We start from the raw sequence: 20,885 nt of genomic DNA, 5'->3' as shown, positions 1-20,885 counted from the left end.
TTAGTAGCGAATTTTGGGATCAATAATGGCGTATAAAATATCCACTATTGCATTAAAAGTAATGGTTAGAGTGCCAACCAAGATGGTTAAACTCAGCACTAAAGAATAGTCACGATTAAGGGCTCCGTTGACGAAAAGTTGCCCAATACCGGGTAACCCAAAAATACTCTCAATAACCATTGAACCTGTAATAATACCGACAAACGCAGGCCCCATATAAGAAATAACGGGAAGCAGGGCAGGACGTAACGCATGCGTAAAAATAATACGACGTGCTGGCAAGCCTTTTGCTTTGGCAGTGCGAATAAAATTAGAATGTAACACTTCAATCATTGAGCCGCGTGTAATACGCGCAATACTGGCAATATAAGACAGTGAAAGTGCGGTCATCGGGAGAAGTATATTCGTCAATTGTCCGCCATTCCAACCACCGGCGGGCAGCCATTGTAAAATGATCGCAAACAAAAATACCAGTAAAGGCGCGACAACAAAACTTGGAATGACAATGCCTGTCATGGCAAATGTCATAATAAGATAATCAAGCCATTTATTTTGTTTTACTGCAGCGAGCGTACCGGCACTCACGCCGACAACAAAGGCGATAATAAAGGCAAAAAAACCCAGCTTCAGTGAAACAGGAAAGGATTCAGCGAGCAGTTGGTTAACGGTAAAATCTTTGTATTTAAACGAAGGACCAAAATCCCCATGTGCAAGCCCGATTAAGTAATGACCATATTGCTTCAAAATAGGTTCATTAAGATGATATTTGGCTTCAATATTTGCCATTACCTCTGGTGGATAGGCTTTTTCGCTAGAAAATGGGCTGCCCGGTGCTAAGCGCATCATAAAAAACGACAGCGTAATCAACACAAATAGTGTTGGAATGGCTTGTAATAGCCGTCGAAAAATGAGTTTCAACATAGTAATTTTGTCTGTTAGTTAAAAAGGGAAAAGTGCGGTTGAAGCATATCTCGACCGCACTTTTATGTTATCGGCTATTCTTAGTGTTTAATGATATAAACATCTTTGAAATAGTACGATTGCGTAGGATTAAATGCAGCAAACCCTTTCACATAACTTTTAATTAAGCGCGGTTGAACATAATGATAGACATCAACGGCTGGAACATCATTTGCGAGAATTTCTTCTGCTTTGGCGTAGTCAGCTTTACGTTGCTCATCTGTTGGCGCAATTTTGGCATCCGCAAGCAGTTTGTCATACTCTGGATTGTTATAAAATGAAGTATTCGCTGCAAAGTTGGATAGATAATAGTTTAAGAATGTTGTAGGTTCATTATAATCAGCACACCAGCCTGCACGGGCAATGTCATAGTTCCCGCTGTGGCGCGTGTCGATATAAGTTTTCCATTCTTGATTTTCAAGTTTGGCATTCACTAAACCATCTAAATTTTTCTTCCAAATAGAGCTGGTAGCAATGGCCACTTTTTTATGATTTTCATCTGTATTGTAAAGCAAATTGAACGTGAGTGGATTTGATTTACTAAAGCCAGCTTCGGTAAGCAGCTTTTTAGCTTCTTCGTTACGTTGTTGTTGCGGCCAACTTGCCCACTCTGGATTTTTAATGCTATCAGCATCAGCAGTATATGGTGGTGTGAACACATAAGCTGGTGTTTGACCTTGCCCTAATACTTTTTCGGTGATGATGTCGCGATCAAGGGCTAGGGTTAACGCCTTGCGTACACGGGCATCATTAAATGGGGCTTTTTTCGTATTGATTTCGTAATGATAAGTACACAAAATTGGCCCAACGACTAATTCATCTGGCAATTCTTTTTTCAATTTTTCAAACATTTCAGGAGGCAATGATTTACCCGTGATATCGACTTCACCTGCACGGTAACGGTTAATGTCAGTGCTTGCCTCAACAATTGGGAGATATGTCACTTTATTTAACACAGTATGCTCATTGTCCCAATAATGCGGATTGCGTGTAAGCACAATTTTTTCATTTACACGATGTTCATCCAGTTTAAACGCACCATTGCCAACAATGTTGCCCACTTTTGTCCATTGATCACCGAATTTTTCAACCGCACTTTTATTGACGGGCAATAAAACGTAATGTTCTACAAGTTTATCTGCATAAGGAATTGGTGCATCAAGTTGCAGTTCGAGAGTATAGTCATCCAAAGCCTTAATGCCTAATTCGCTCGTTGGTTTTTTCCCTTCAGCAACATCTTTCACATTTTTAACCGCTAAAAATTCAAGATAGGTTTGATATGGGCTCGCTGTTTTTGGATCAGTTAAACGTTGCCAAGAATACACGAAATCATGGGCAGTCACGGGTTCACCATTAGACCATTTTGCGTTATCGCGTAAATGGAATGTCCAGGTTTTATAGTCATCGGAATGCTCCCATGATTTAGCAACGCCCGGTAAAATTTTGCCTTTTTCGTCTGAGTTAACAAGACCTTCAAATAATTGATGTGCCAAAGAACCTTCAACATCACCTTGAATTTTTGCAGGATCAAGGCTGGCGGGTTCTGCCGAGTTATTAAATACAATTTCTTGTTTTTCAGCAAGCTCCGTACCCGCTGGAACTTGTGCGGCAAATGTATTGGTGCAAAGTGCGGTCAGCCCTAAAGCCATTGCAAGACTTAGACGAGATAGACGTAGTGTCATGATCGTTCTCCTTAACTTCATTTAAAAATAGACGTATAGTTTATGTGCCAATTTTGCTATTTTTTCATAAAATGGAAATAATGAAAATAAAACATTGACGAAAATAGCAGAATTTATTGTAAGGCGATATTTTTTTTAAAATAGTGGTTTTTTTTTGTGCAAAATTGCATAAATAAGCGATTTAGACGCTAAACCACACATTTTTATGATATGGTAGGGGTAATGGTTTGAAAAAGGAACGTATAATGAAACAAACTGACGAACAGAACGAACAGCAATTTAATGCGGTGGTAAGTGATGTTATTCGTTTAACACAATATAGTCATGGCGCAGGATGTGGGTGCAAAATTTCCCCGAAAATTTTAGATAAAATCCTTCATTCTGAGGCAGGCAAATGGCTCGACCCTCATTTGCTCGTGGGGAATGATAGCCGTGATGATGCCGCAGTATATGATATTGGCGACGGCAAAGGGATTATCTCTACCACCGATTTTTTTATGCCGATTGTTGATGACCCATTTACCTTTGGACGCATTGCTGCAACCAATGCCATCAGCGATATTTATGCCATGGGCGGGAAACCCATAATGGCAATTGCGATTTTGGGCTTCCCTATTGATAAATTACCCGCTGAAGTGGCGCGACGCATCGTTGATGGCGGGCGCACCGCATGCAAAGAGGCAGGCATATCTCTGGCAGGAGGGCATAGTATTGACTCACCTGAGCCTATTTTTGGCTTGGCTGTTACAGGCATTATTGATACGGATAAAGTCAAAAAAAATAACCAAGCAAAAGCGGGCGACCAACTCTTTTTAACCAAGCCATTGGGCATTGGCATTTATACAACCGCAGAGAAAAAAGGCAAGCTGAAAACATCACACCACGGTAAGGCTGCGGAATTGATGTGCCAAATGAATAAAATTGGGGCAGCATTTTCACATCTTGCAGGGGTACATGCCATGACGGATGTTACGGGATTTGGGTTGTTAGGGCATTTGAGTGAAATTTGCCAAGGTTCAAATCTCAATGCCAAAGTGCGGTTTGCACAAGTGCCATGTTTACCCGATTTGGATTATTACCTTGAAAAAGGGTGTATTCCTGGTGGCAGCAAACGTAATTTTGACAGCTATGGGCATTTAATTGGCGCAATGAGTGAGACTCAGCGTGCAATCTTATGCGATCCACAAACGTCAGGAGGATTACTTATCGCCGTTGATCCAAGTGCGGTATCTGACGTTGAACAAATAGCCCAAGAGCAGGGTATTTTGCTTCATGCGATAGGCGCATTGAGTGAAGCCAAATCTGATACAGTATTGATTGAGGTGATTTAGTAGAGAAAGTGCGGTCTTCAAGAAGACCGCACTTTGCTTTTTAGAGAAGTTTAAGCTTATTTACCGCTCCAGGCTTTAAGTGCATCTTCGCGGGCTTTGAGCTTACCATTATTATCTTTTTTGAAATATCCCTCAGCTAAGCCACCTTCCCAATCGCCGTAATTTGGATTTGGCAACATAATGAATTTTTTGCCGAAAAGTGACGCATTTTTTGCGACAAAATCACGGCGTTCACTGTTGGCTTTGTGATAGGTTGCATCGCCAAAATCGTTTAAATTATCGCCGACATACAGCACAATTTCATAGCCTTGTTTTTCAATTTCAGCAAAACGTGCTGATTTGGCAGATTTATCTCTTTTTAACAATAATGTGTTATCGCTTACCCCTGTAAAGCCAAGGCGTTTCATATCATCAATCGTACCTTCTGTTTCACCGTCTGCTTTACGGTTAGAGACATAGAACATCGTACCACCATGGCTATTAACATAGTTAGCGAAATCAACCGCACCTGGAAGTGAGCCGCTTTCACGGGCATTGACCCATTTTGTCCATGTTTCGCCTGTAAATGGTTGCCCATTTTTCGCTTGCCATGCAGCATAAGGACTATTATCAAGTAATGTTTCATCAAGGTCAGCCACAACAGCTTTCTTTTTACCTTTATGCACTTTCGCTTGATTAAATGCCACTTTAGCAGCATTAAACGCTTGATGTGCCAGTGCCTGATATTCGCCAGATTGTTGCATCCAAACAACACCCAGTGTAGATTGTTGTGCTAACTGAGCTTGCGCTGAATCATCTGATGAATGGGTCGCACAGCCTGTTAATGCCACTAAAACAGACACCGATAACACACCTAATTTCCATTGTTTCATAGTACTAACTTCTCCTTTAAGTTGACATGCGAGCATACTCTAACATAAAAATAACAAGTGCGGTTGAGCGGATTTAAAAATTGTGATTAACCTTTCATTTTTTAATTCTCAATTTTGCGTTAAAATACGATATAAAATAATAACGCAAGGAGATCTTATGTCTGCACAAAGCGGAATTTTATTGGAGCATTGCCGAGCAGGGATTTTTTTAGAAGCGAAAGTGCTGGATTTACCCGTGATAAAGCAACAGTGCACTGCATTTTTAGCGCAGCTAACACAATTACAACATCAATATCCTGATGCGGGGCTAGGTGCGGTATTGGCGTTTAGTGATGGGATTTGGAAACAGATTGGGCAAGCGGGCAGTGCCGCGGAACTCAAACCCTTTACAACACTTGGGAAAGGAAATTTGAGTGCACCTGCCACTCAGCGTGATATGCTCATTCATATCCAAGCGTTACGTCAAGATGTGTGTTTTTCAGCAGGGCTTATGGCGATGGCGGTGTTTGGAACCGCACTTGAAGTGCAAGAAGAAACGCATGGATTTCGTTGGATTGAAGAACGTGATTTAACGGGTTTTATTGATGGCACTGAAAATCCACAAGGTGAAGATCGCCCGACGGTTGCTGTGATTGCAGAAGGGCAAGATGCTGGTGGCAGTTATCTCTTTGTACAACGTTATGAGCATCAACTAGACAAGTGGCATAAGCTGAGTGATAGTAAGCAAGAAAATGTGATTGGGCGTACCAAACCTGATAGCGTTGAATTGGATAATGTGCCTGAGACCTCTCATGTGGGGCGTGTTGATATTAAAGAAAATGGTAAAGGGCTGAAAATTTTACGTCAGAGTTTACCTTATGGTAAAGTGAGCGGGGCGCATGGCTTGTATTTCGCTTCATATTGTGCACGTTTACACAATATTGAACAGCAGTTGCTCAGCATGTTTGGTGAGCGAGATGGCAAAACGGATCGCATCTTAGGGTTTACGAAAGCCGTTAGCGGAGGATATTATTATGCACCCTCAATCGAACAGTTAGAGGCGTTAAATACATAAAGTATCAAAGTGCGGTCAGCTCTCTACATAACCGCACTTTAATAAAGAAAGGATACCCATATAAAAAAGCCGATGAATAACATCGGCTTTTTGAGTTTAGTAAACGTAAAAATTAACGTTTTGAGAATTGTGGACGACGACGTGCTTTGCGTAAACCCACTTTTTTACGTTCAACGCGACGAGCATCACGTGTAACGAAGCCTGCAGCACGGAGTGCTGGACGGAGGGTTTCATCGTATTCCATTAATGCGCGAGTGATACCGTGGCGAATAGCACCAGCTTGACCAGAAATACCACCACCTTTTACAGTGATATAAAGGTCTAATTTATCAGTTAATTCCACTAGTTCTAACGGTTGACGTACGATCATTCGTGATGTTTCACGTCCGAAATAAACGTCTAATTCACGTTGATTAATAGTGATTTTACCACTGCCCGGTTTAATAAACACGCGGGCTGAAGAGCTTTTGCGGCGACCTGTGCCGTAATTTTGATTCTCTGCCATTATCTTGACCCCGTGATTAAATGTCTAATACTTGTGGTTGCTGTGCGGCATGATTATGCTCAGCACCTGCATACACTTTCAATTTACGATACATTGCACGACCTAATGGCCCTTTTGGCAACATACCTTTAACTGCGATTTCAATCACGCGCTCAGGACGGCGTTCGATCATCTCTGCAAAAGTCGCTTGTTTGATTCCACCAATGTGACCTGTATGCCAGTAGTACATTTTATCACTTTGTTTTCTGCCAGTGACAGCAACTTTTTCTGCATTGATCACGATGATATAATCACCAGTATCTACATGTGGAGTATATTCAGCTTTGTGTTTACCACGTAAGCGACTTGCGATTTCAGTAGCTAAGCGACCTAATGTTTTACCTGTCGCATCAACTACATACCAGTCACGTTTTACGGTTTCTGGTTTTGCTACAAAAGTTTTCATTAAAAATACCATTTATAAAAATTTAAACCCTATGCTTAAAAAGCACACCTTAAGCTGCCTAATCACCCCTTCGAGTGCTAGTTACAGTCAAAATTTTACACGGTGGGAAAAACCAATGTAATAACAGGGTTGCAAGATTATACTTAATTTAAAATTAAATTGCGAATTTTTTTCGTAAAAAACGTGTTATGCATGGCAAAATCGTATTTTTCGGTTAGACATTAGTTGAATTGGGATTATAATTTTAAATAATGAGTGGTTTATCAATGTATTTTAGGAGAAATTTATGGAGCAGTTAACAAGTACACAACAGTTATGGCTTATGGGACTTGGCGGGCTAGTTATAGGTTTTATTTTGGCATTTTTTGTCATTCGTGCTAGTAGCGGTAATGTGCGTAAACAACTGCAAACACAATCTGAATTAAAACAAGTGCGTCATGAAGTGGATGAGCAAAAAGCAAAAATTGAAGCGCATTTTGCGGAAAGTGCGGATCTCATGAAATCTCTTGCACAGGACTATCAAAAATTGTACAAACACCTTGCGAGTAGCTCTGTAAATTTACTCGCAGAGGACAAATCTAAAGCACTATTCAATCAAACCGCACTTTTAGCTCCTGTAGAATCTAAAGATGTAACATTAGAAGGTGAAATTGCAAGTACCACAGAAATAACCACTAATGAACAAGAGCCGCCAAAAGATTATTCAAAGGGATCATCAGGGCTACTAAAAAATGAACAAAAATAGTGGGATTTAATAAAAATTATTCCTCATTAAGAAAAAACGCTCCGTTAATATGGAGCGTCTTTGCATTTCACGAAAATTGGTGGAGCTGGGGGGAGTTTAGCTGCCGAGAAATACTTTGTTATCTTATTGATTTTTTTTGTTGTTTTACACAGAAACCAAACCATGTGAGAAGTGCTGGTCATGATTTTGGGATCGACGAATTTTTGGACGTGTGTTGTATCAGGCCCTCGTCGTGACTCTTCACTTGTGGGGTATCTTATTGAAGATAAAGTAAAAATTTTAGGTCAGAAAAAAGTATTCAATAACCTTAGATTAACGATACAAAGAAATCAGAATCTTTAACTAAAAATAGGTATTTTATATTGACTAGGAACATATATAAAACTATACTTGTCTTAAAATTTTAATTTATTGGAGTAAAGCAGGTTGTTTTTGTTCAGCCTGCTTTTTTTGATGAATTTCTGAAAATATGAAACAAGGTGCAATTATATGATAGTTAATCTTTTTATCTCTTTAATGTGAATATGTTATGAATAAATTAATACAATTTATATCGAAGTTTAAACCTAGACATTTTATTTGTTTATTTTTTCTTTATCTTATTTACCTTCCTTTCCAACCTTGGATCATTGCCGAAATCACCACCCCTATCCGTGCCAAAATGATAGAAAAAGACGCTATTAAGATTTATGTCAAACCCGATGAATGGCGTAGATTAAGAGGTATTATCACCGTTGCAACCTCTTCGACTCCACCGTTAGAGTGGATATCTTTGCGAGAAGTTGAGCATAGTGATGTTGAATTTCCTAAAAGCATTGAATTTGAAGGACGAAAATATGAGGCGGGTTTTATTGATAAAAAAACAGGTATTATTTTATATGATCATGATAATAGAAAAGCTAGAAATAGTTTCGGTGGGTGTGTTTTAGGTACGAGTTATTACCTCTATTATGATCCAATTATCAATAAGACTATAGCTTCGGTTAAAGATGTTTTTGGACTTTATCCATTATACCTCGCTGGCGGGTATAATAATGTTGGCGAATTAGATAATTATTTAAAATTAGTAGAGTTTTTACAAAAAAACTATAATTTTTAGTTAGGAGACCACCATGAGTGATGGAAATAAAGCATTATTAGCCTCAGCTGCTTATATTGATTTTTTTGACTCTAATGACAGTGTTAAAACTAAGAATGAAATTAAAAATGCATTTACAAAAGAGAGACATCTGAATACACTCCAGGCTGATCGATTTTTGAATACTTATGAGGTGATTGATCAACAACTGGAAACCGAATAATCATCAGCTATTTACTCAGTCCATTACAATCTACTGTTGATGATAGCTTTAGAGAAAGATAATATTTAACAGTTTAATAAAAAGTATTTTTTAGATAAAAAAATTTTGGCGAACAAAAAAGTTTTCAACAAGTTGAGGTTAAAACTTATCTGTGACAAAGATCAATAAAACAGCTAGATATTATTTGATCTAAAAAGTATAGAAAACTATACTCTGAAAGATATGTCATTATCTTTTGGAGTCATGTCATGCGTTTATGTTCTCGTTCACTTTTATTGGTTATTGGACTCACAGAACTAGCCTTAGCCGTTTGCGCAAGTAGTCCAAGCAATATTAAACCAGAGGTGATTGCAGCGCAACGCATTGATGCGCAATCTGAATTGGCTGGGAAATTGCCAGAACATGAAGCTAATTGTTATCCCATCTCTCATATTTATCTCACTGATTTTTCTGACAACGGTAACCACCGACAAAAAACACAAACCAAGTCAATTCTCAAGCGCATTGAATGCCATTTATCAAGAACATGATTTACAGCTACCGCATTGTTTGGGGATGCAAGGAATGAATATTCTTCTCAAGCGTATTCAAAACAAATTAATTGAGCAAGGTTATGTGACGATCCGTGTGTTAGTTCAACCGCAAGACCTAAGAACAGGTGAACTGGAGTTAACCATTATTCCAGGAAAGCTTTCAGCCATTCAGCTACAAGATCAAAGCCGCTTTCCGACAGCAACAGCAGGTATATTATGGACAGCGATGCCGATGCGAGCGGGTGAGGTATTGAATGTAATTTAATGTGAGGTAAAGTTGGTTAAGTTAGTTTATTTATATAATATAAAAAAACGCACAGTAGAAACTGTGCGTTATATATGGCGGAATGGACGGGACTCGAACCCGCGACCCCCTGCGTGACAGGCAGGTATTCTAACCAGCTGAACTACCACTCCGAGTTAGGGGCTTTACAACATATGCTATAAGCCTGAAAATATTGGCGGAATGGACGGGACTCGAACCCGCGACCCCCTGCGTGACAGGCAGGTATTCTAACCAGCTGAACTACCACTCCGCTAAAGTGGGGGCATAATATAAGGGTTGGGCAATTCAGTCAACCCTTTTTTTTGAAAAGTGTGTTGTTTGCTTAATCCATAGCCGAAATTAGTGTATTTGTTTCAGCCAAAGGCAATTATCGCCGCTTTTTTTGTTCAATAATTTGAGGTATTCGTCATGGGCGGCACGTTCTTCATCATTGGGCAAGATGACGGTAAGGTTGTCGTAATATGTTTTATTTAATTGAACCGCACTTTGTGTTTTTTTTACGCTGCTTTGGGCTTGTTCCTCTTCAAATAAGGCAAATTGTCCGCCTGTCATTTTGAGATAGACATCAGCAAGAATTTCCGCATCGAGCAATGCGCCGTGTAGCGTACGGCTACTATTGTCGATATTTAAGCGATCACAGAGTGCGTCAAGGTTATTGCGCTTTCCAGGGTATTTTTTCTTTGCCATACTCAGGCTATCAGTAACAAGGCAAAGATCGGCAATTTTGTTCTGTTTGACCTTTTGATGCTGGCTTTTGCTAAACTCATAATCTAAAAAGCCGACATCGAACGGGGCATTGTGAATGATGAGTTCCGCATCTTGGATGAAGGCAATAAATTCATCAGCAATTTCATCAAATTCAGGCTTGTCTGCAAGCATTTCATCAGTAATACCATGCACAGCAACTGCATCGGGATCAACGCTGCGATCAGGCTTGATATAGACGTGAAACGTGCGCCCAGTGAGGCGACGGTTGATCATTTCCACCGCTCCAATTTCAATTATGCGGTGACCTTCAAAGTGCGGTTTGCCAGCATCAGTATTCATTCCAGTGGTTTCAGTATCGAGTACCACTTGGCGGGTTGGATGCGTTGGTGCCATAATTTTTCCTTTATACCAGAGATTTGTGCTATTCTTTCAGTCGTTAAGGAGTTTATCACAGTGTCAGACAAGATAGAAATATATACCGACGGTTCGTGTTTAGGTAATCCTGGAGCTGGCGGGGTTGGGGTGTTGTTGCGCTATAAACAGCATGAAAAAACGATTTCACAGGGCTATTTCCGTTCGACCAATAATCGCATGGAGTTATTAGCCGTGATTTTGGCATTAGAATCGCTAAAACGTCCGTGTCAGGTCGCGCTTTTTAGTGATAGCCAATATATGAAAAATGGGATTAATCAGTGGATTCATAACTGGAAACGGAATAATTGGCGCACGGCAAGTAAACAACCTGTGAAAAATCAGGATTTATGGCAACGCTTGGATCATGCAATTGCCCGTCATCGCATAGAATGGCATTGGGTTAAAGGGCATGCGGGGCATCTTGAAAATGAGCGTGTTGATGCGCTGGCTCGGCAAGGAGCGGAAAATCCGACGCTTCATGATGAAGGTTATTGTGATGAATGAGGCACATTGTTCTGCTGAGACGTCAATGCACTCGCTGGGTGTAGTACGGGGCGGTGAAACCGCACTTTTTCTGTATTTAAGGTGGGGGATAGCACCGTTTTTCGAGCAACAATAGCACGTAAATGATGGCCAGAAAACCATGAAGGGCGTGCCAGCGTGGTATGTTGAATAATTTCAAAACCGAGTAAGTCTAGCCAGTCGATGACACGCCATAAAATAAATTGGCGAAACGGTAAAGTGCGGTTACGGTGGAGGCGGTCGTGAAAATGGCGTTTGCAAAGCAAGCTACTCCACGGGTTGAATAGGGCGATAAATAGGTAACCATCATCACATAATACGCGATTAACCTCACGCAAGATCTGGTGGGGATCGTGGCTAAAATTTAATGTATTGATTAGCCAACAGTTATCCACGCATGTTTCAATCAACGGAAGCTGACAGAGATCGGCTTTTACCAATAGGCGTGCATGACTTGGCATAAAAGACTCGGGATTTGGACTTAGTTGTAAATTGATGTTTTGCTTATCAAGTGCGATAATTTCACCACTTAAATTGCCGAGAAACAGATGTGTTTGCGCCTGCCGTTTATCCGCCCATGGGGTAAAATAGCGTTTTAACGCATGATGATAACACTCACCGCACTTTAATTGTTGCCAGCTTTGCAGTTGTTGGATTGGTGTGGTGGATTTTGCACGCTGCATTGTGTTTCTCCTCATGAGGGATTTATTATGTTGATACCATTAAATGCACTAAATGACAACTATATTTGGCTTTTTTGCTCGCATCATCGCGGCATTTTGATTATCGATCCCGCAGAATCTCACCCAGTATTAGCATTTTTGCGTACACATAATACACCGCCTGCTGCGATTTTGATTACCCATAATCATAGCGATCATATCGGCGGCATTGATGGCATTTTAGCACAGTATCCCACGTTGCCTGTGTATGCTCCCGATGAAGTGAAAGGCGATGTTCATCATCTAGCACCTGAGAGCAAAATAACTATCGCAGGGTATGAAGTGGAGGTGATCCCCACATTTGGGCATACAAAAGGGCATATTAGTTATTTGATTGAAGGGCATTTATTTTGTGGTGATAGTTTATTTTCCGCTGGTTGTGGCCGAGTGTTTACACATGACTATGATGCGATGTTTGCGGGTATACAGCGTTTGAATGCCTTACCTGATGATACAATTGTTTGTCCTGCGCACGAATATACGCTGTCTAATTTGGCATTTGCACAATCGGTTAATCCGAGTGCGGTTATTGAGAACACGATTAAGCATGTGGAAAAGTTACGTGCGCAAGGAAAGCCGTCATTACCAACCACGATGGCACAAGAGCGAGAGATTAACCCTTTTTTACAGGCGAAAACAGTGGCGCAATTTACCCAACTGCGCCAAGCAAAAGATCATTTTTAGACCGCACTTTTGCTTTTTTCACCATTCCAGGGGGCTGCCCACATCAGACATAGCATGCCAGGAATAGCGATAACAAAACAGAACCAAAAGTAGTGATAATAACCAAAAAACTCAATCAAAGAGCCCGCAAAGGAGTTAAAAATGGTGCGTGGCAGAGCGGCGAGGCTGGTCATTAATGCTAATTGAGTAGCGGTGTAAAGGGGATTGGTTTCGCGCGCCATAAACGCCACGAAGGCCGCTGTGCCAAGCCCTATGCCGATATATTCGGCAGCAACGACGATGGTCAATATAACGAGGGCTTTGGTATCAACCACATCAAAATGCCCGAACGATGCCAGCCATGCAAAGCCTAAAATCGTCACAATTTGTACCAAGCCAAATAGCCAAAGTGCACGATTAATGCCGATTTTCAGCATAATTATACCACCTGCAATGCCTGCCAGTAACATAGGCCATACGGACGCATTTTTTACGACCAAACCGATTTGGGTTTTGCTAAAGCCCATATCATAATAAAATGGCGTGATAAGTGCGGTCGCCATCGTATCGCCAATTTTATATAAAAAGATAAAAATTAATATACCAAGGGCAGAGAGAACACCTTTGCGTGTGAAGAATTCATTAAAAGGCTCTATGACCATGGCTCGCAACGTACGGTTTCGTCCGAGATCAATTTTAGGCTCGAAAGCGAGAAAGAGCGTCATTAAGATGCCAGGCAGCATAAAAAGTGCGGTGATCATAAATACACTGCGCCATGGCAAAATATCCGCTAAAATCAGTGATAGCGATCCAGGCACAAAGCCCGCAATGCGATATGCGTTGACGCTGAGTGAGTTACCGAGTCCAAGTTCGGCATCAGGCAGGATTTCACGTCGATACGCATCAATGACAATATCTTGTGTGGCGGAAAAAAAGGCGACTAAGGTGGCCAGAGCTGCGATTAATGTGAGTTGGCTGTGTTCTTTAGGATCAAGAAAACCAAATAAGGCAAGAGAGATGATCAGCAAGATTTGTGAAATAAATAACCAACCACGTCGCCGCCCTAAAAAGGGGGGAACATAGCGGTCTAAAATAGGCGACCAAAGAAATTTCCATATATAGGGTAGCCCTGTGAGTGCAAAAAAACCAATGGTTTTTAAATCCACTTCCTGCGTGCGCAGCCACAGTGGAATTAATGAGATAATAATATACAACGGTAAGCCAGAACTAAATCCAGCGAATACGCAGATCAGCATTCTACGGGTAAAAATTTGTTGCATTATGCTTGGAGATTGCTCACTCATGAAATGCCCTCAAGAAAACCGCACTTTTATCCTGCAAAGTGCGGTTGTGTGATTAGTCGTTGTAGCCATTAGGGTTATTTTTTTGCCAATTCCATGTATCTTGCATCATTTGCTCAAGATTAAATTGGGTCATCCAACCTAATTCACGGGCTGCGCGACTTGGATCAGAATAGCAGGTAGCAATATCACCTGGACGGCGTGGAACGATTTTGTAGGGAATGGCGATATTATTTGCTTTTTCAAAGGCGTATACCATATCTAAGACGGAATAGCCTTGCCCTGTGCCGAGATTGTAGATGTGTAAGCCACTATCAGCATGATGTTTATCCAATGCTTTTAAATGCCCAAGGGCAAGATCAACCACATGAATGTAATCGCGTACGCCAGTGCCATCTGGGGTATTATAATCGTCCCCAAAAATGGAGAGCTGAGGTAATTTTCCAATAGCCACTTGGCTGATATAAGGCAATAAATTATTTGGAATGCCATTCGGATCTTCACCAATTCGTCCACTTGGATGTGCCCCAACAGGATTGAAATAACGCAATAATGTTACGCTCCAGCGAGAATCGGAATGTGCGACATCAGTTAAAATGCGCTCTACCATAAATTTTGAAGTGCCGTACGGATTGGTTGTGCCGCCAACGGGGCAGTCTTCGGTAATTGGAATGATTTGTGGATCGCCATATACCGTTGCCGATGAACTAAATACAATCGTAAATACGCCAGCTTTGCGCATTTCATCAATTAAATTGAGCGTACCTTCCACATTATTGCGATAATATTCAATCGGTTTTTGCACACTTTCACCCACCGCTTTTAAGCCGGCAAAGTGAATAACTGCACTGATATGATGTGCTGCAAAAATACGTTGTAATAGCGTGCTATCGAGAATATCACCTTGATAAAAAGACAGTTCTTTACCACTGAGTTCTTGCACTCGATCAAGTGATTTTGCACTAGCATTACATAAATTATCCAACACCACGACTTCTTGCCCAGCGTTTAAGAGCTCAAGTACCGTATGTGAGCCAATATAGCCCGCACCACCTGTTACTAAAATTGCCATAATATTATCCTCTATCAACGAATGACGTTAGTTTAATGCCTTTTACGGTAAATTTCATTGCCTAATATCACAAAAAATGCGGAATGATGATAAAAAACACTGTTGCAAAAATTTTGAATAAGCCGATGGATTATTAGGCGATCATTGAGTAAAATAGCACCGCACTTTTACATTTAACGTGAGGAACAACTATGAACGCCCAAACTCAACCAACCCAGTCGGGCTGGCTCGACAAACATTTTTCCCTTCGTGCCCGCGGGAGTAATTTGCGGCAAGAGATAATTGCAGGTTTAACCACATTTTTGGCGATGGTGTATTCGGTCATTGTGGTACCTAATATGTTAAGTGCGGCTGGATTTCCGCCTGAATCGGTTTTTGTCGCAACGTGTTTGGTGGCAGGGCTTGGCTCAATTTTAATCGGCTTTTGGGCAAATGCACCGATGGCAATTGGTTGTGCGATTTCATTAACTGCATTTACGGCGTTTAGTTTGGTGTTAGGGCAGCAAGTGAGCATTCCTGTGGCACTGGGGGCTGTATTTTTAATGGGGGTTGTGTTTACCTTAATTAGTATCACAGGAATTCGTAGCTGGATTTTACGAAATCTGCCGAGTGCTATTGCTAATGGTGCAGGCATCGGAATCGGTTTGTTTCTGTTGCTGATTGCTGCGAATGGCGTAGGCTTGGTGGTTAAAAATGATGCAGGTTTACCCGTAAAAATGGGCGATTTTACCTCTTTTCCAGTCATGATGGCACTTATTGGCTTAGCACTGACAATTGGCTTAGAAAAACTAAAAGTCAAAGGGGGTATTTTGTTAGTGATTATTGCGATTACGTTAATTGGTTTAATCGCCGATCCGACAGTAACCTTTAATGGCGAGATTTTTAAACAGCCATCGTTTGGGGAAAATTCGCTTGTCATGGAATTGGATATTTTAGGCGCATTGCAACCTGCCATTTTGCCCGTGGTGTTTGCACTTGTGATGACGGCAGTCTTTGATGCTACAGGCACTATCCGTGCTGTGGCGGGGCAAGGCAATTTACTTGATAAACAAGGGCAAATTATTAATGGCGGCAAAGCGCTGACCTCTGACTCACTTAGCAGTGTTGTTTCGGGCGTGTTGGGTACTGCCCCTGCTGCTGTGTATATTGAATCGGCGGCAGGCACCGCGGCAGGTGGAAAGACGGGAATCACTGCGATTGTGGTGGGCGTTTTATTCTTGTTAATGATTTTCTTTCAACCACTTGCGTTTATCGTGCCAGCGTATGCGACAGCCCCTGCATTAATGTATGTTGGCTTGTTGATGCTGAGTAATGTATCCAAATTGGATTTTAATGACTTTGTCGGTGCAATGAGCGGTTTAATTTGTGCGGTGTTTATTGTGCTAACGGCGAATATTGTCACTGGGATTATGCTCGGTTTCGCAAGCCTTGTGATTGGTCGACTTGTGTCAGGAGAAATTAAAAAACTCAATATTGGCACTGTGATTATTGCTATTGCCTTGGTGACATTTTACGCTGGGCATTGGGCAATATAATGCGATTCCAAATCTAAAAAAATCCGCTTATTGGCGGATTTTTTCATGTTCAACGATAAATGTGCCTAATGCCGCAACCAGGTTATCATCGCTAAAAATCAGTGGAATACGCGATCGTTGCCATGGTGGAATGGCAAGTGTTTGCCAAATTTTTTTGATGTCGGTGTTGCATGCCGTCGGCGTTAACCGCACTTTGCCACTGTATGCAAATTTTACGGTAAGTGGCTGTGGGCAAATAGGCAATATAAAAGTGCGGTCGTCCCATATGATCTCTACTTTGTTACCGTGTTGTCGTAGCGTCAGCGAGCCAAGGTTATCAGGCAAGACGAGAGGCGTATCAAACGTTAAATTGCCTTGCCAATGGCGCGTTGGCGCAAAGGAAGGCGTGAGATACAACCGTTGTTGAAAACGACGAATAACATGGTTGCCTAAGGTTAGTTGTGGCATAGCGTCGTGTTTTGCAAAAATGACATGCGTGATTAAGGTATTGAGTTTAAATTGGCTCGGCATAGGACAGGCTAGTTGAGCAAGCCAATGGCGTAATAAAGCCTGTTGTAATGGTTTGGATAAGGTATCGAATTGGGCAATATCAAAGCTACCATTTTGTGCATTAAAACGTGGCGTAAAGTGCGGTTGTAAAAGCTCTGTGAGCAAGGCATGTTGCTCAGCACATTGTGCCGCACTTTGTGCAATCATCATGTCAATCTGTGTCCAACGGTTTCTCAGTGGTGGCAAAATGCTATGGCGCAAGAAATTGCGATCAAAGCGTTGATTGTCATTGCTCTCATCATCAATCCATGTGATGTGCTGTGCTTTCACAAAATCGATTAATTCATCACGGTTGACGTTAAGCAGCGGGCGAAAGTGTATTATACCAGCACGTTTTTTCACCATGGGCATAGCACTTAAGCCTTGAATGCCACTGCCTCGCTTTAGGGCAAGCAGGAAAGTTTCACTTTGATCCTGTAAATGATGAGCACTAACAAGCCATTCATTGGACTGACAGAGTGAGTGCAAAGTGCGGTAGCGTGCTTGGCGAGCATTGGCTTCTAGATTTTGAGGGGGAATGTGCACTTTTTTTATTATAAATTCAACGCCAATTTGCTCGCATAATTGCTGGCAATGGCGTGCCCATTGATCGGCATATTGGCTTAGACCATGATGAATATGCACTGCACGGAGGCTGATGTCAGGCTGATGCTTTTTTAAGTGTGTGAATAGCAGTAAAAGTGCGGTTGAATCCAACCCTCCACTAAAAGCGAGCAGAAAATGGCGTTGCTGAGGGGCATAATGCTCAAGTGTGCGAATAAAGTGCGTGAATAGCCCCACTGTTTTTCCTTAGGCAATTTTCTCTGCGCAGTAGTGACTTTGCGGTTGGATGATTGCATGGCGTGCACTCACAATTTGCAGTTCATATTTGCCAGCTTGCTGCGTGGTTGTCATCACATCATTTACCGCATTGGCAGTGTGTTCAAATGCACTAATGTCGTCTAGCCCATTTAAAATATTGGCAAGAAAAATACCACTAGTTATATCGCCGACACCAACAGGATCGCGCCCAACAAATTGGTGTAATGGACGACTGATATGCCAAATACCAGCTTGCGTTGCTAAAACCATCTCAAATTTGGTGCGATCTTTACCTACGTTGCTTAAATGTTTGACCAGGACTTTTTTCACGCCTTGATTGAGTAAATACTCAATAGCGTGTAATGCTTGGGTGAAATTATCAACAGTTAACCCGCTGAGCTCACGTAGCTCAACTAAATTGGGGGCGAGAATATCGGCCTGTGGTAACGCATGATGAATTAAAAACTCTGCAACCCCTGGTGCAACAATACAGCCTTTATCAGGGTGTCCCATTACGGGATCACAAAAATACAGTGCGTTTGGATTAAGACGTTTAATCTGTTGTACCGTATTTAAAATTTCCTGCCCTTGCTCGGCGGCACCAATATAACCTGAAAGCACCGCATCGCACTCTTGAAGGGCGTCAATATCCGCAATGCCGTTGGTAATTTCGGTAATTTGCCCTTTGGGCATAACCATTCCCGCCCACTTTTGGTATTGGGTATGGTTCGAAAATTGTACGGTATTAAGAGCCCAGACATCAATGCCGAGTAGCTGCATTGGAAATACTGCCGCTTTATTGCCAGCATAACCATACACAACATGGGATTGTATTGATAACACATTTTTCATGATGAGGTTGCCTATGTATTAACAATAGCCATAGCTCATTAAACGCTCATAGCGACGTGCAAGCAATGCGTCTGTATCCAACGCAGAGAGTTGGTTCAGATCTTCTACAATACGAGCTTTAAGACTTTGTGCCATTAACGGCATATTACGGTGTGCCCCCCCAAGCGGTTCTTCAATGATGTTATCAATCAATTTTAATTCTTTTAATCGTTTTGCGGTAATGCCCATCGCTTCAGCAGCAAGCGGGGCTTTTTCCGCACTTTTCCATAAAATAGAAGCGCAGCCCTCGGGGGAAATAACCGAATAGGTACTATATTGCAACATATTGACTTTATCACCCACACCGATTGCCAATGCACCACCAGAGCCACCTTCACCGATTACAGTACAAATCACAGGCACTTTCAATGTGGACATTTCTCGTAAATTGCGTGCAATCGCCTCAGATTGCCCTCGTTCTTCTGCGCCCACGCCAGGATATGCACCTGGCGTATCAATAAAGGTAATAATTGGCATATTAAAACGTTCTGCCAATTGCATTAAACGTAGAGCTTTGCGATAACCTTCAGGGGCTGGCATTCCAAAGTTTCGTAGCACTTTTTCTTTTACACTGCGCCCTTTTTGATGTCCGATTACCATAACCGGTTTTCCGTCTAGCCGTGCAATTCCACCGACAATCGCCTTATCATCAGCAAAAGCACGATCGCCTGCAAGCTCTTCAAATTCAGTGAAAATTTCACTAATATAGTCCAGTGTGTAGGGGCGTTGTGGGTGGCGAGCCATTTTAGATACTTGCCATGGATCGAGATTAGCAAAAGTTTTTTTAGTCAGTTCTTCACTTTTTTTGCGTAACCGCTTGATTTCATCATCAAGGTTAATTTTACCGTCTTCGTGTGTAACAGCACGTAAAGATTCAATTTTGGCTTCTAACTCTGCAATCGGTAATTCAAAATCTAAAAATTCTTGGCTCATCATTTATCCTTAATATCAAGGTCAATTTTATTTATTTTCGCAGTATAGCACAGATTCTTCAAATTCTAACGTGTTAATGCGCCTCTTAATAATGCGTTTTTGTGGGGTTAGTATAACGTATTACTAAAAAACTTAGATATATGCTATCGCATGGAACATACTGGAAAACAACAAAGCCCTAAAATCTTGATTTTTTAGGGCTTTTTGAACATATTGGATTATATTTTATTTTATCTTAATTTGGTGGAGCTGGGGGGAGTTGAACCCCAGAGCAATGCTTTATTATCTTATTGATTTTGAAATAATTATTGTTTTTATTAATCAGTACGGCTCATCAACGGCTCTTTTTGTGTTTTATTATCATAGTCTTTCAAATAAGAACCATAATTTCTAAACAACATTTCTAAGCCTTTGTGCCCCATTTGTTTAGCAAGCCAAAATAGATTTACACCTTGGCTTATGTGCATAGTAGCAAAAGTGTGTCTTGTTTGGTAGGGATTCCTATAACGAAGTTCTGCACTTAATAGTGTCGGTAGCCACGCTTTTTTTCTGATAGCATCAGCACCTGACCAAGGTTTTTTAGTTTTAGGATCGCAAAAAACATAATCAGAACACTCCGCGGTGAAGAGCTGTTGAGATATTAACGCTTGAATAGCAGAATCTGATAATTCAATAACTCGATTTGCAGAGCGTGTTTTTGTACCTTTAATGATACCAACAACTTTTGCTTTTTGAATGTGCGCTGATTTTTCGTCAAAGTCTATATCAATCCAACGTAGTGCGCACAATTCTGAACTACGTAATCCAGTATTAAATGCAAATTGAAATAGATTCTTATGCTGTTCAAACTTGCAATTATTGAGAATTTTTTCAATTTCACTAGGTGTAAATGGATCGACTTTATAGGCTGATTGATCGGTGCTATCTTTTGATTTATAACGTTCTACTGTAACTAATCCAACAGGATTAATTTGGATAACGCCATCAGTAATCGCTTCATCTAATGCAGCACGTAAAAAAGACAATTTATTGCGTATGGTTGTCAATGATCTTCAAAAAC

24 protein-coding genes and 2 tRNA genes are annotated in these 20,885 nt (G+C 41.2%); 11 read left to right on the top strand and 15 right to left on the bottom strand.

All coding sequences use genetic code 11. The annotated features are described in order from the left end of the window. Both oppB and HPC40_RS01090 read right to left on the bottom strand, forming a co-directional pair. Complete coding sequence (oppB, locus tag HPC40_RS01095) at positions 1–921, bottom strand: oligopeptide ABC transporter permease OppB (RefSeq protein ID WP_208117638.1); 921 nt, start codon at positions 919–921, stop codon at positions 1–3. Positions 922–1,001: 80 nt separating this feature from the next. Continuing rightward, entirely contained in the window at positions 1,002–2,642 is a 1,641-nt protein-coding gene (locus tag HPC40_RS01090; RefSeq protein ID WP_208117637.1) for an ABC transporter substrate-binding protein, read from the bottom strand. Positions 2,643–2,887: 245 nt separating this feature from the next. Between HPC40_RS01090 and selD the strand changes: the two genes are divergently transcribed. After that, entirely contained in the window at positions 2,888–3,973 is a 1,086-nt protein-coding gene (gene selD / locus HPC40_RS01085) for a selenide, water dikinase SelD (protein WP_208117636.1), read from the top strand. A gap of 56 nt (positions 3,974–4,029) precedes the next feature. Here the strand turns inward: selD and HPC40_RS01080 are convergent, their stop codons facing one another. Beyond that, positions 4,030–4,845, bottom strand: coding sequence for a 5'-nucleotidase, lipoprotein e(P4) family (locus tag HPC40_RS01080; protein ID WP_208117635.1), 816 nt, complete (start codon positions 4,843–4,845; stop codon positions 4,030–4,032). Positions 4,846–5,002: 157 nt separating this feature from the next. On the opposite strand from HPC40_RS01080, the gene HPC40_RS01075 reads away from it, so the two are divergent. Then, positions 5,003–5,899 carry a Dyp-type peroxidase gene (locus HPC40_RS01075; protein ID WP_208117634.1) on the top strand — a complete coding sequence of 299 codons (897 nt, stop codon included), beginning with the start codon at positions 5,003–5,005 and terminating at the stop codon, positions 5,897–5,899. 112 nt (positions 5,900–6,011) lie between these two features. Here HPC40_RS01075 and rpsI read toward each other — a convergent pair whose 3' ends face one another. Beyond that, the gene (gene rpsI / locus HPC40_RS01070; RefSeq protein WP_208117633.1) at positions 6,012–6,404 is read right to left on the bottom strand and encodes a 30S ribosomal protein S9; all 393 of its coding nucleotides are present in this window, start codon (positions 6,402–6,404) and stop codon (positions 6,012–6,014) included. Positions 6,405–6,420: 16 nt separating this feature from the next. After that, positions 6,421–6,849 carry a 50S ribosomal protein L13 gene (rplM, locus tag HPC40_RS01065; RefSeq protein WP_208117632.1) on the bottom strand — a complete coding sequence of 143 codons (429 nt, stop codon included), beginning with the start codon at positions 6,847–6,849 and terminating at the stop codon, positions 6,421–6,423. A gap of 286 nt (positions 6,850–7,135) precedes the next feature. On the opposite strand from rplM, the gene HPC40_RS01060 reads away from it, so the two are divergent. The 6 genes from HPC40_RS01060 to HPC40_RS01035 all read left to right on the top strand — a co-directional run bounded on the left by HPC40_RS01060 (position 7,136) and on the right by HPC40_RS01035 (position 9,693). After that, positions 7,136–7,594, top strand: coding sequence for a YhcB family protein (locus tag HPC40_RS01060; RefSeq protein ID WP_235972258.1), 459 nt, complete (start codon positions 7,136–7,138; stop codon positions 7,592–7,594). A 180-nt stretch (positions 7,595–7,774) separates the two neighbouring features. Continuing rightward, entirely contained in the window at positions 7,775–7,936 is a 162-nt protein-coding gene (locus HPC40_RS09475; protein ID WP_208117631.1) for a conjugal transfer nickase/helicase domain-containing protein, read from the top strand. 187 nt (positions 7,937–8,123) lie between these two features. Then, on the top strand, positions 8,124–8,693 hold the full coding sequence (locus HPC40_RS01050; RefSeq protein ID WP_208117630.1) for a hypothetical protein: 570 nt from the start codon (positions 8,124–8,126) through the stop codon (positions 8,691–8,693). A 13-nt stretch (positions 8,694–8,706) separates the two neighbouring features. Then, positions 8,707–8,895 (top strand): hypothetical protein, encoded by a 189-nt coding sequence (locus tag HPC40_RS01045; protein WP_208117629.1) that lies wholly within the window; start codon positions 8,707–8,709, stop codon positions 8,893–8,895. 248 nt (positions 8,896–9,143) lie between these two features. Next, entirely contained in the window at positions 9,144–9,425 is a 282-nt protein-coding gene (locus tag HPC40_RS01040) for a hypothetical protein (protein WP_208117628.1), read from the top strand. Next, entirely contained in the window at positions 9,400–9,693 is a 294-nt protein-coding gene (locus tag HPC40_RS01035) for a POTRA domain-containing protein (RefSeq protein ID WP_408021813.1), read from the top strand. The genes HPC40_RS01040 and HPC40_RS01035 overlap by 26 nt, the downstream gene beginning before the upstream one ends. Positions 9,694–9,768: 75 nt before the next feature. Here HPC40_RS01035 and HPC40_RS01030 read toward each other — a convergent pair. The 3 genes from HPC40_RS01030 to dnaQ all read right to left on the bottom strand — a co-directional run bounded on the left by HPC40_RS01030 (position 9,769) and on the right by dnaQ (position 10,815). Next, positions 9,769–9,845, bottom strand: a tRNA-Asp gene (locus HPC40_RS01030). Positions 9,846–9,887: 42 nt separating this feature from the next. Beyond that, a tRNA-Asp gene (locus tag HPC40_RS01025) sits at positions 9,888–9,964 on the bottom strand. Between the two features lie 89 nt (positions 9,965–10,053). Further along, on the bottom strand, positions 10,054–10,815 hold the full coding sequence (gene dnaQ / locus HPC40_RS01020) for a DNA polymerase III subunit epsilon (RefSeq protein ID WP_208117626.1): 762 nt from the start codon (positions 10,813–10,815) through the stop codon (positions 10,054–10,056). Between the two features lie 60 nt (positions 10,816–10,875). Between dnaQ and rnhA the strand changes: the two genes are divergently transcribed. Continuing rightward, the gene (gene rnhA / locus HPC40_RS01015; RefSeq protein ID WP_208117625.1) at positions 10,876–11,340 is read left to right on the top strand and encodes a ribonuclease HI; all 465 of its coding nucleotides are present in this window, start codon (positions 10,876–10,878) and stop codon (positions 11,338–11,340) included. Here rnhA and HPC40_RS01010 read toward each other — a convergent pair. Next, positions 11,325–12,041, bottom strand: a complete 717-nt coding sequence (locus HPC40_RS01010) for a methyltransferase domain-containing protein (protein WP_208117624.1) — start codon at positions 12,039–12,041, stop codon at positions 11,325–11,327. The genes rnhA and HPC40_RS01010 overlap by 16 nt on opposite strands. A 27-nt stretch (positions 12,042–12,068) precedes the next feature. On the opposite strand from HPC40_RS01010, the gene gloB reads away from it, so the two are divergent. Beyond that, positions 12,069–12,764 (top strand): hydroxyacylglutathione hydrolase, encoded by a 696-nt coding sequence (gene gloB, locus HPC40_RS01005; RefSeq protein ID WP_208117623.1) that lies wholly within the window; start codon positions 12,069–12,071, stop codon positions 12,762–12,764. On the opposite strand, the gene HPC40_RS01000 is transcribed toward gloB, so the two are convergent. Together HPC40_RS01000 and galE are read right to left on the bottom strand one after the other, a co-directional pair. Next, complete coding sequence (locus HPC40_RS01000) at positions 12,761–14,047, bottom strand: AmpG family muropeptide MFS transporter (protein WP_208117622.1); 1,287 nt, start codon at positions 14,045–14,047, stop codon at positions 12,761–12,763. The genes gloB and HPC40_RS01000 overlap by 4 nt on opposite strands. Positions 14,048–14,099: 52 nt before the next feature. Continuing rightward, positions 14,100–15,116, bottom strand: coding sequence for a UDP-glucose 4-epimerase GalE (galE, locus tag HPC40_RS00995; protein WP_208117621.1), 1,017 nt, complete (start codon positions 15,114–15,116; stop codon positions 14,100–14,102). A gap of 191 nt (positions 15,117–15,307) precedes the next feature. Here galE and HPC40_RS00990 point away from each other — a divergent pair, with 191 nt between their 5' ends. Continuing rightward, entirely contained in the window at positions 15,308–16,651 is a 1,344-nt protein-coding gene (locus HPC40_RS00990) for an NCS2 family permease (RefSeq protein WP_208117620.1), read from the top strand. Between the two features lie 27 nt (positions 16,652–16,678). On the opposite strand, the gene tilS is transcribed toward HPC40_RS00990, so the two are convergent. The 4 genes from tilS to HPC40_RS00970 all read right to left on the bottom strand — a co-directional run bounded on the left by tilS (position 16,679) and on the right by HPC40_RS00970 (position 20,871). Then, complete coding sequence (gene tilS, locus HPC40_RS00985) at positions 16,679–17,980, bottom strand: tRNA lysidine(34) synthetase TilS (RefSeq protein WP_208117619.1); 1,302 nt, start codon at positions 17,978–17,980, stop codon at positions 16,679–16,681. A 9-nt stretch (positions 17,981–17,989) separates the two neighbouring features. After that, the gene (gene pdxY / locus HPC40_RS00980; protein WP_208117618.1) at positions 17,990–18,853 is read right to left on the bottom strand and encodes a pyridoxal kinase PdxY; all 864 of its coding nucleotides are present in this window, start codon (positions 18,851–18,853) and stop codon (positions 17,990–17,992) included. A gap of 18 nt (positions 18,854–18,871) precedes the next feature. Continuing rightward, positions 18,872–19,825, bottom strand: a complete 954-nt coding sequence (gene accA / locus HPC40_RS00975; RefSeq protein ID WP_208117617.1) for an acetyl-CoA carboxylase carboxyl transferase subunit alpha — start codon at positions 19,823–19,825, stop codon at positions 18,872–18,874. A gap of 317 nt (positions 19,826–20,142) precedes the next feature. After that, a complete protein-coding gene (locus HPC40_RS00970; protein ID WP_235972257.1) occupies positions 20,143–20,871 on the bottom strand; it encodes a site-specific integrase in 729 nt (242 codons plus the stop codon). Between the last annotated feature and the right edge of the window lie 14 nt (positions 20,872–20,885).

This window comes from Spirabiliibacterium falconis (assembly GCF_014885015.1).
GTDB lineage: Bacteria > Pseudomonadota > Gammaproteobacteria > Enterobacterales > Pasteurellaceae > Spirabiliibacterium > Spirabiliibacterium falconis.
Note: the sequence above shows the minus strand (reverse complement) of the source record. Positions and strands in the feature narration are given on the sequence as shown.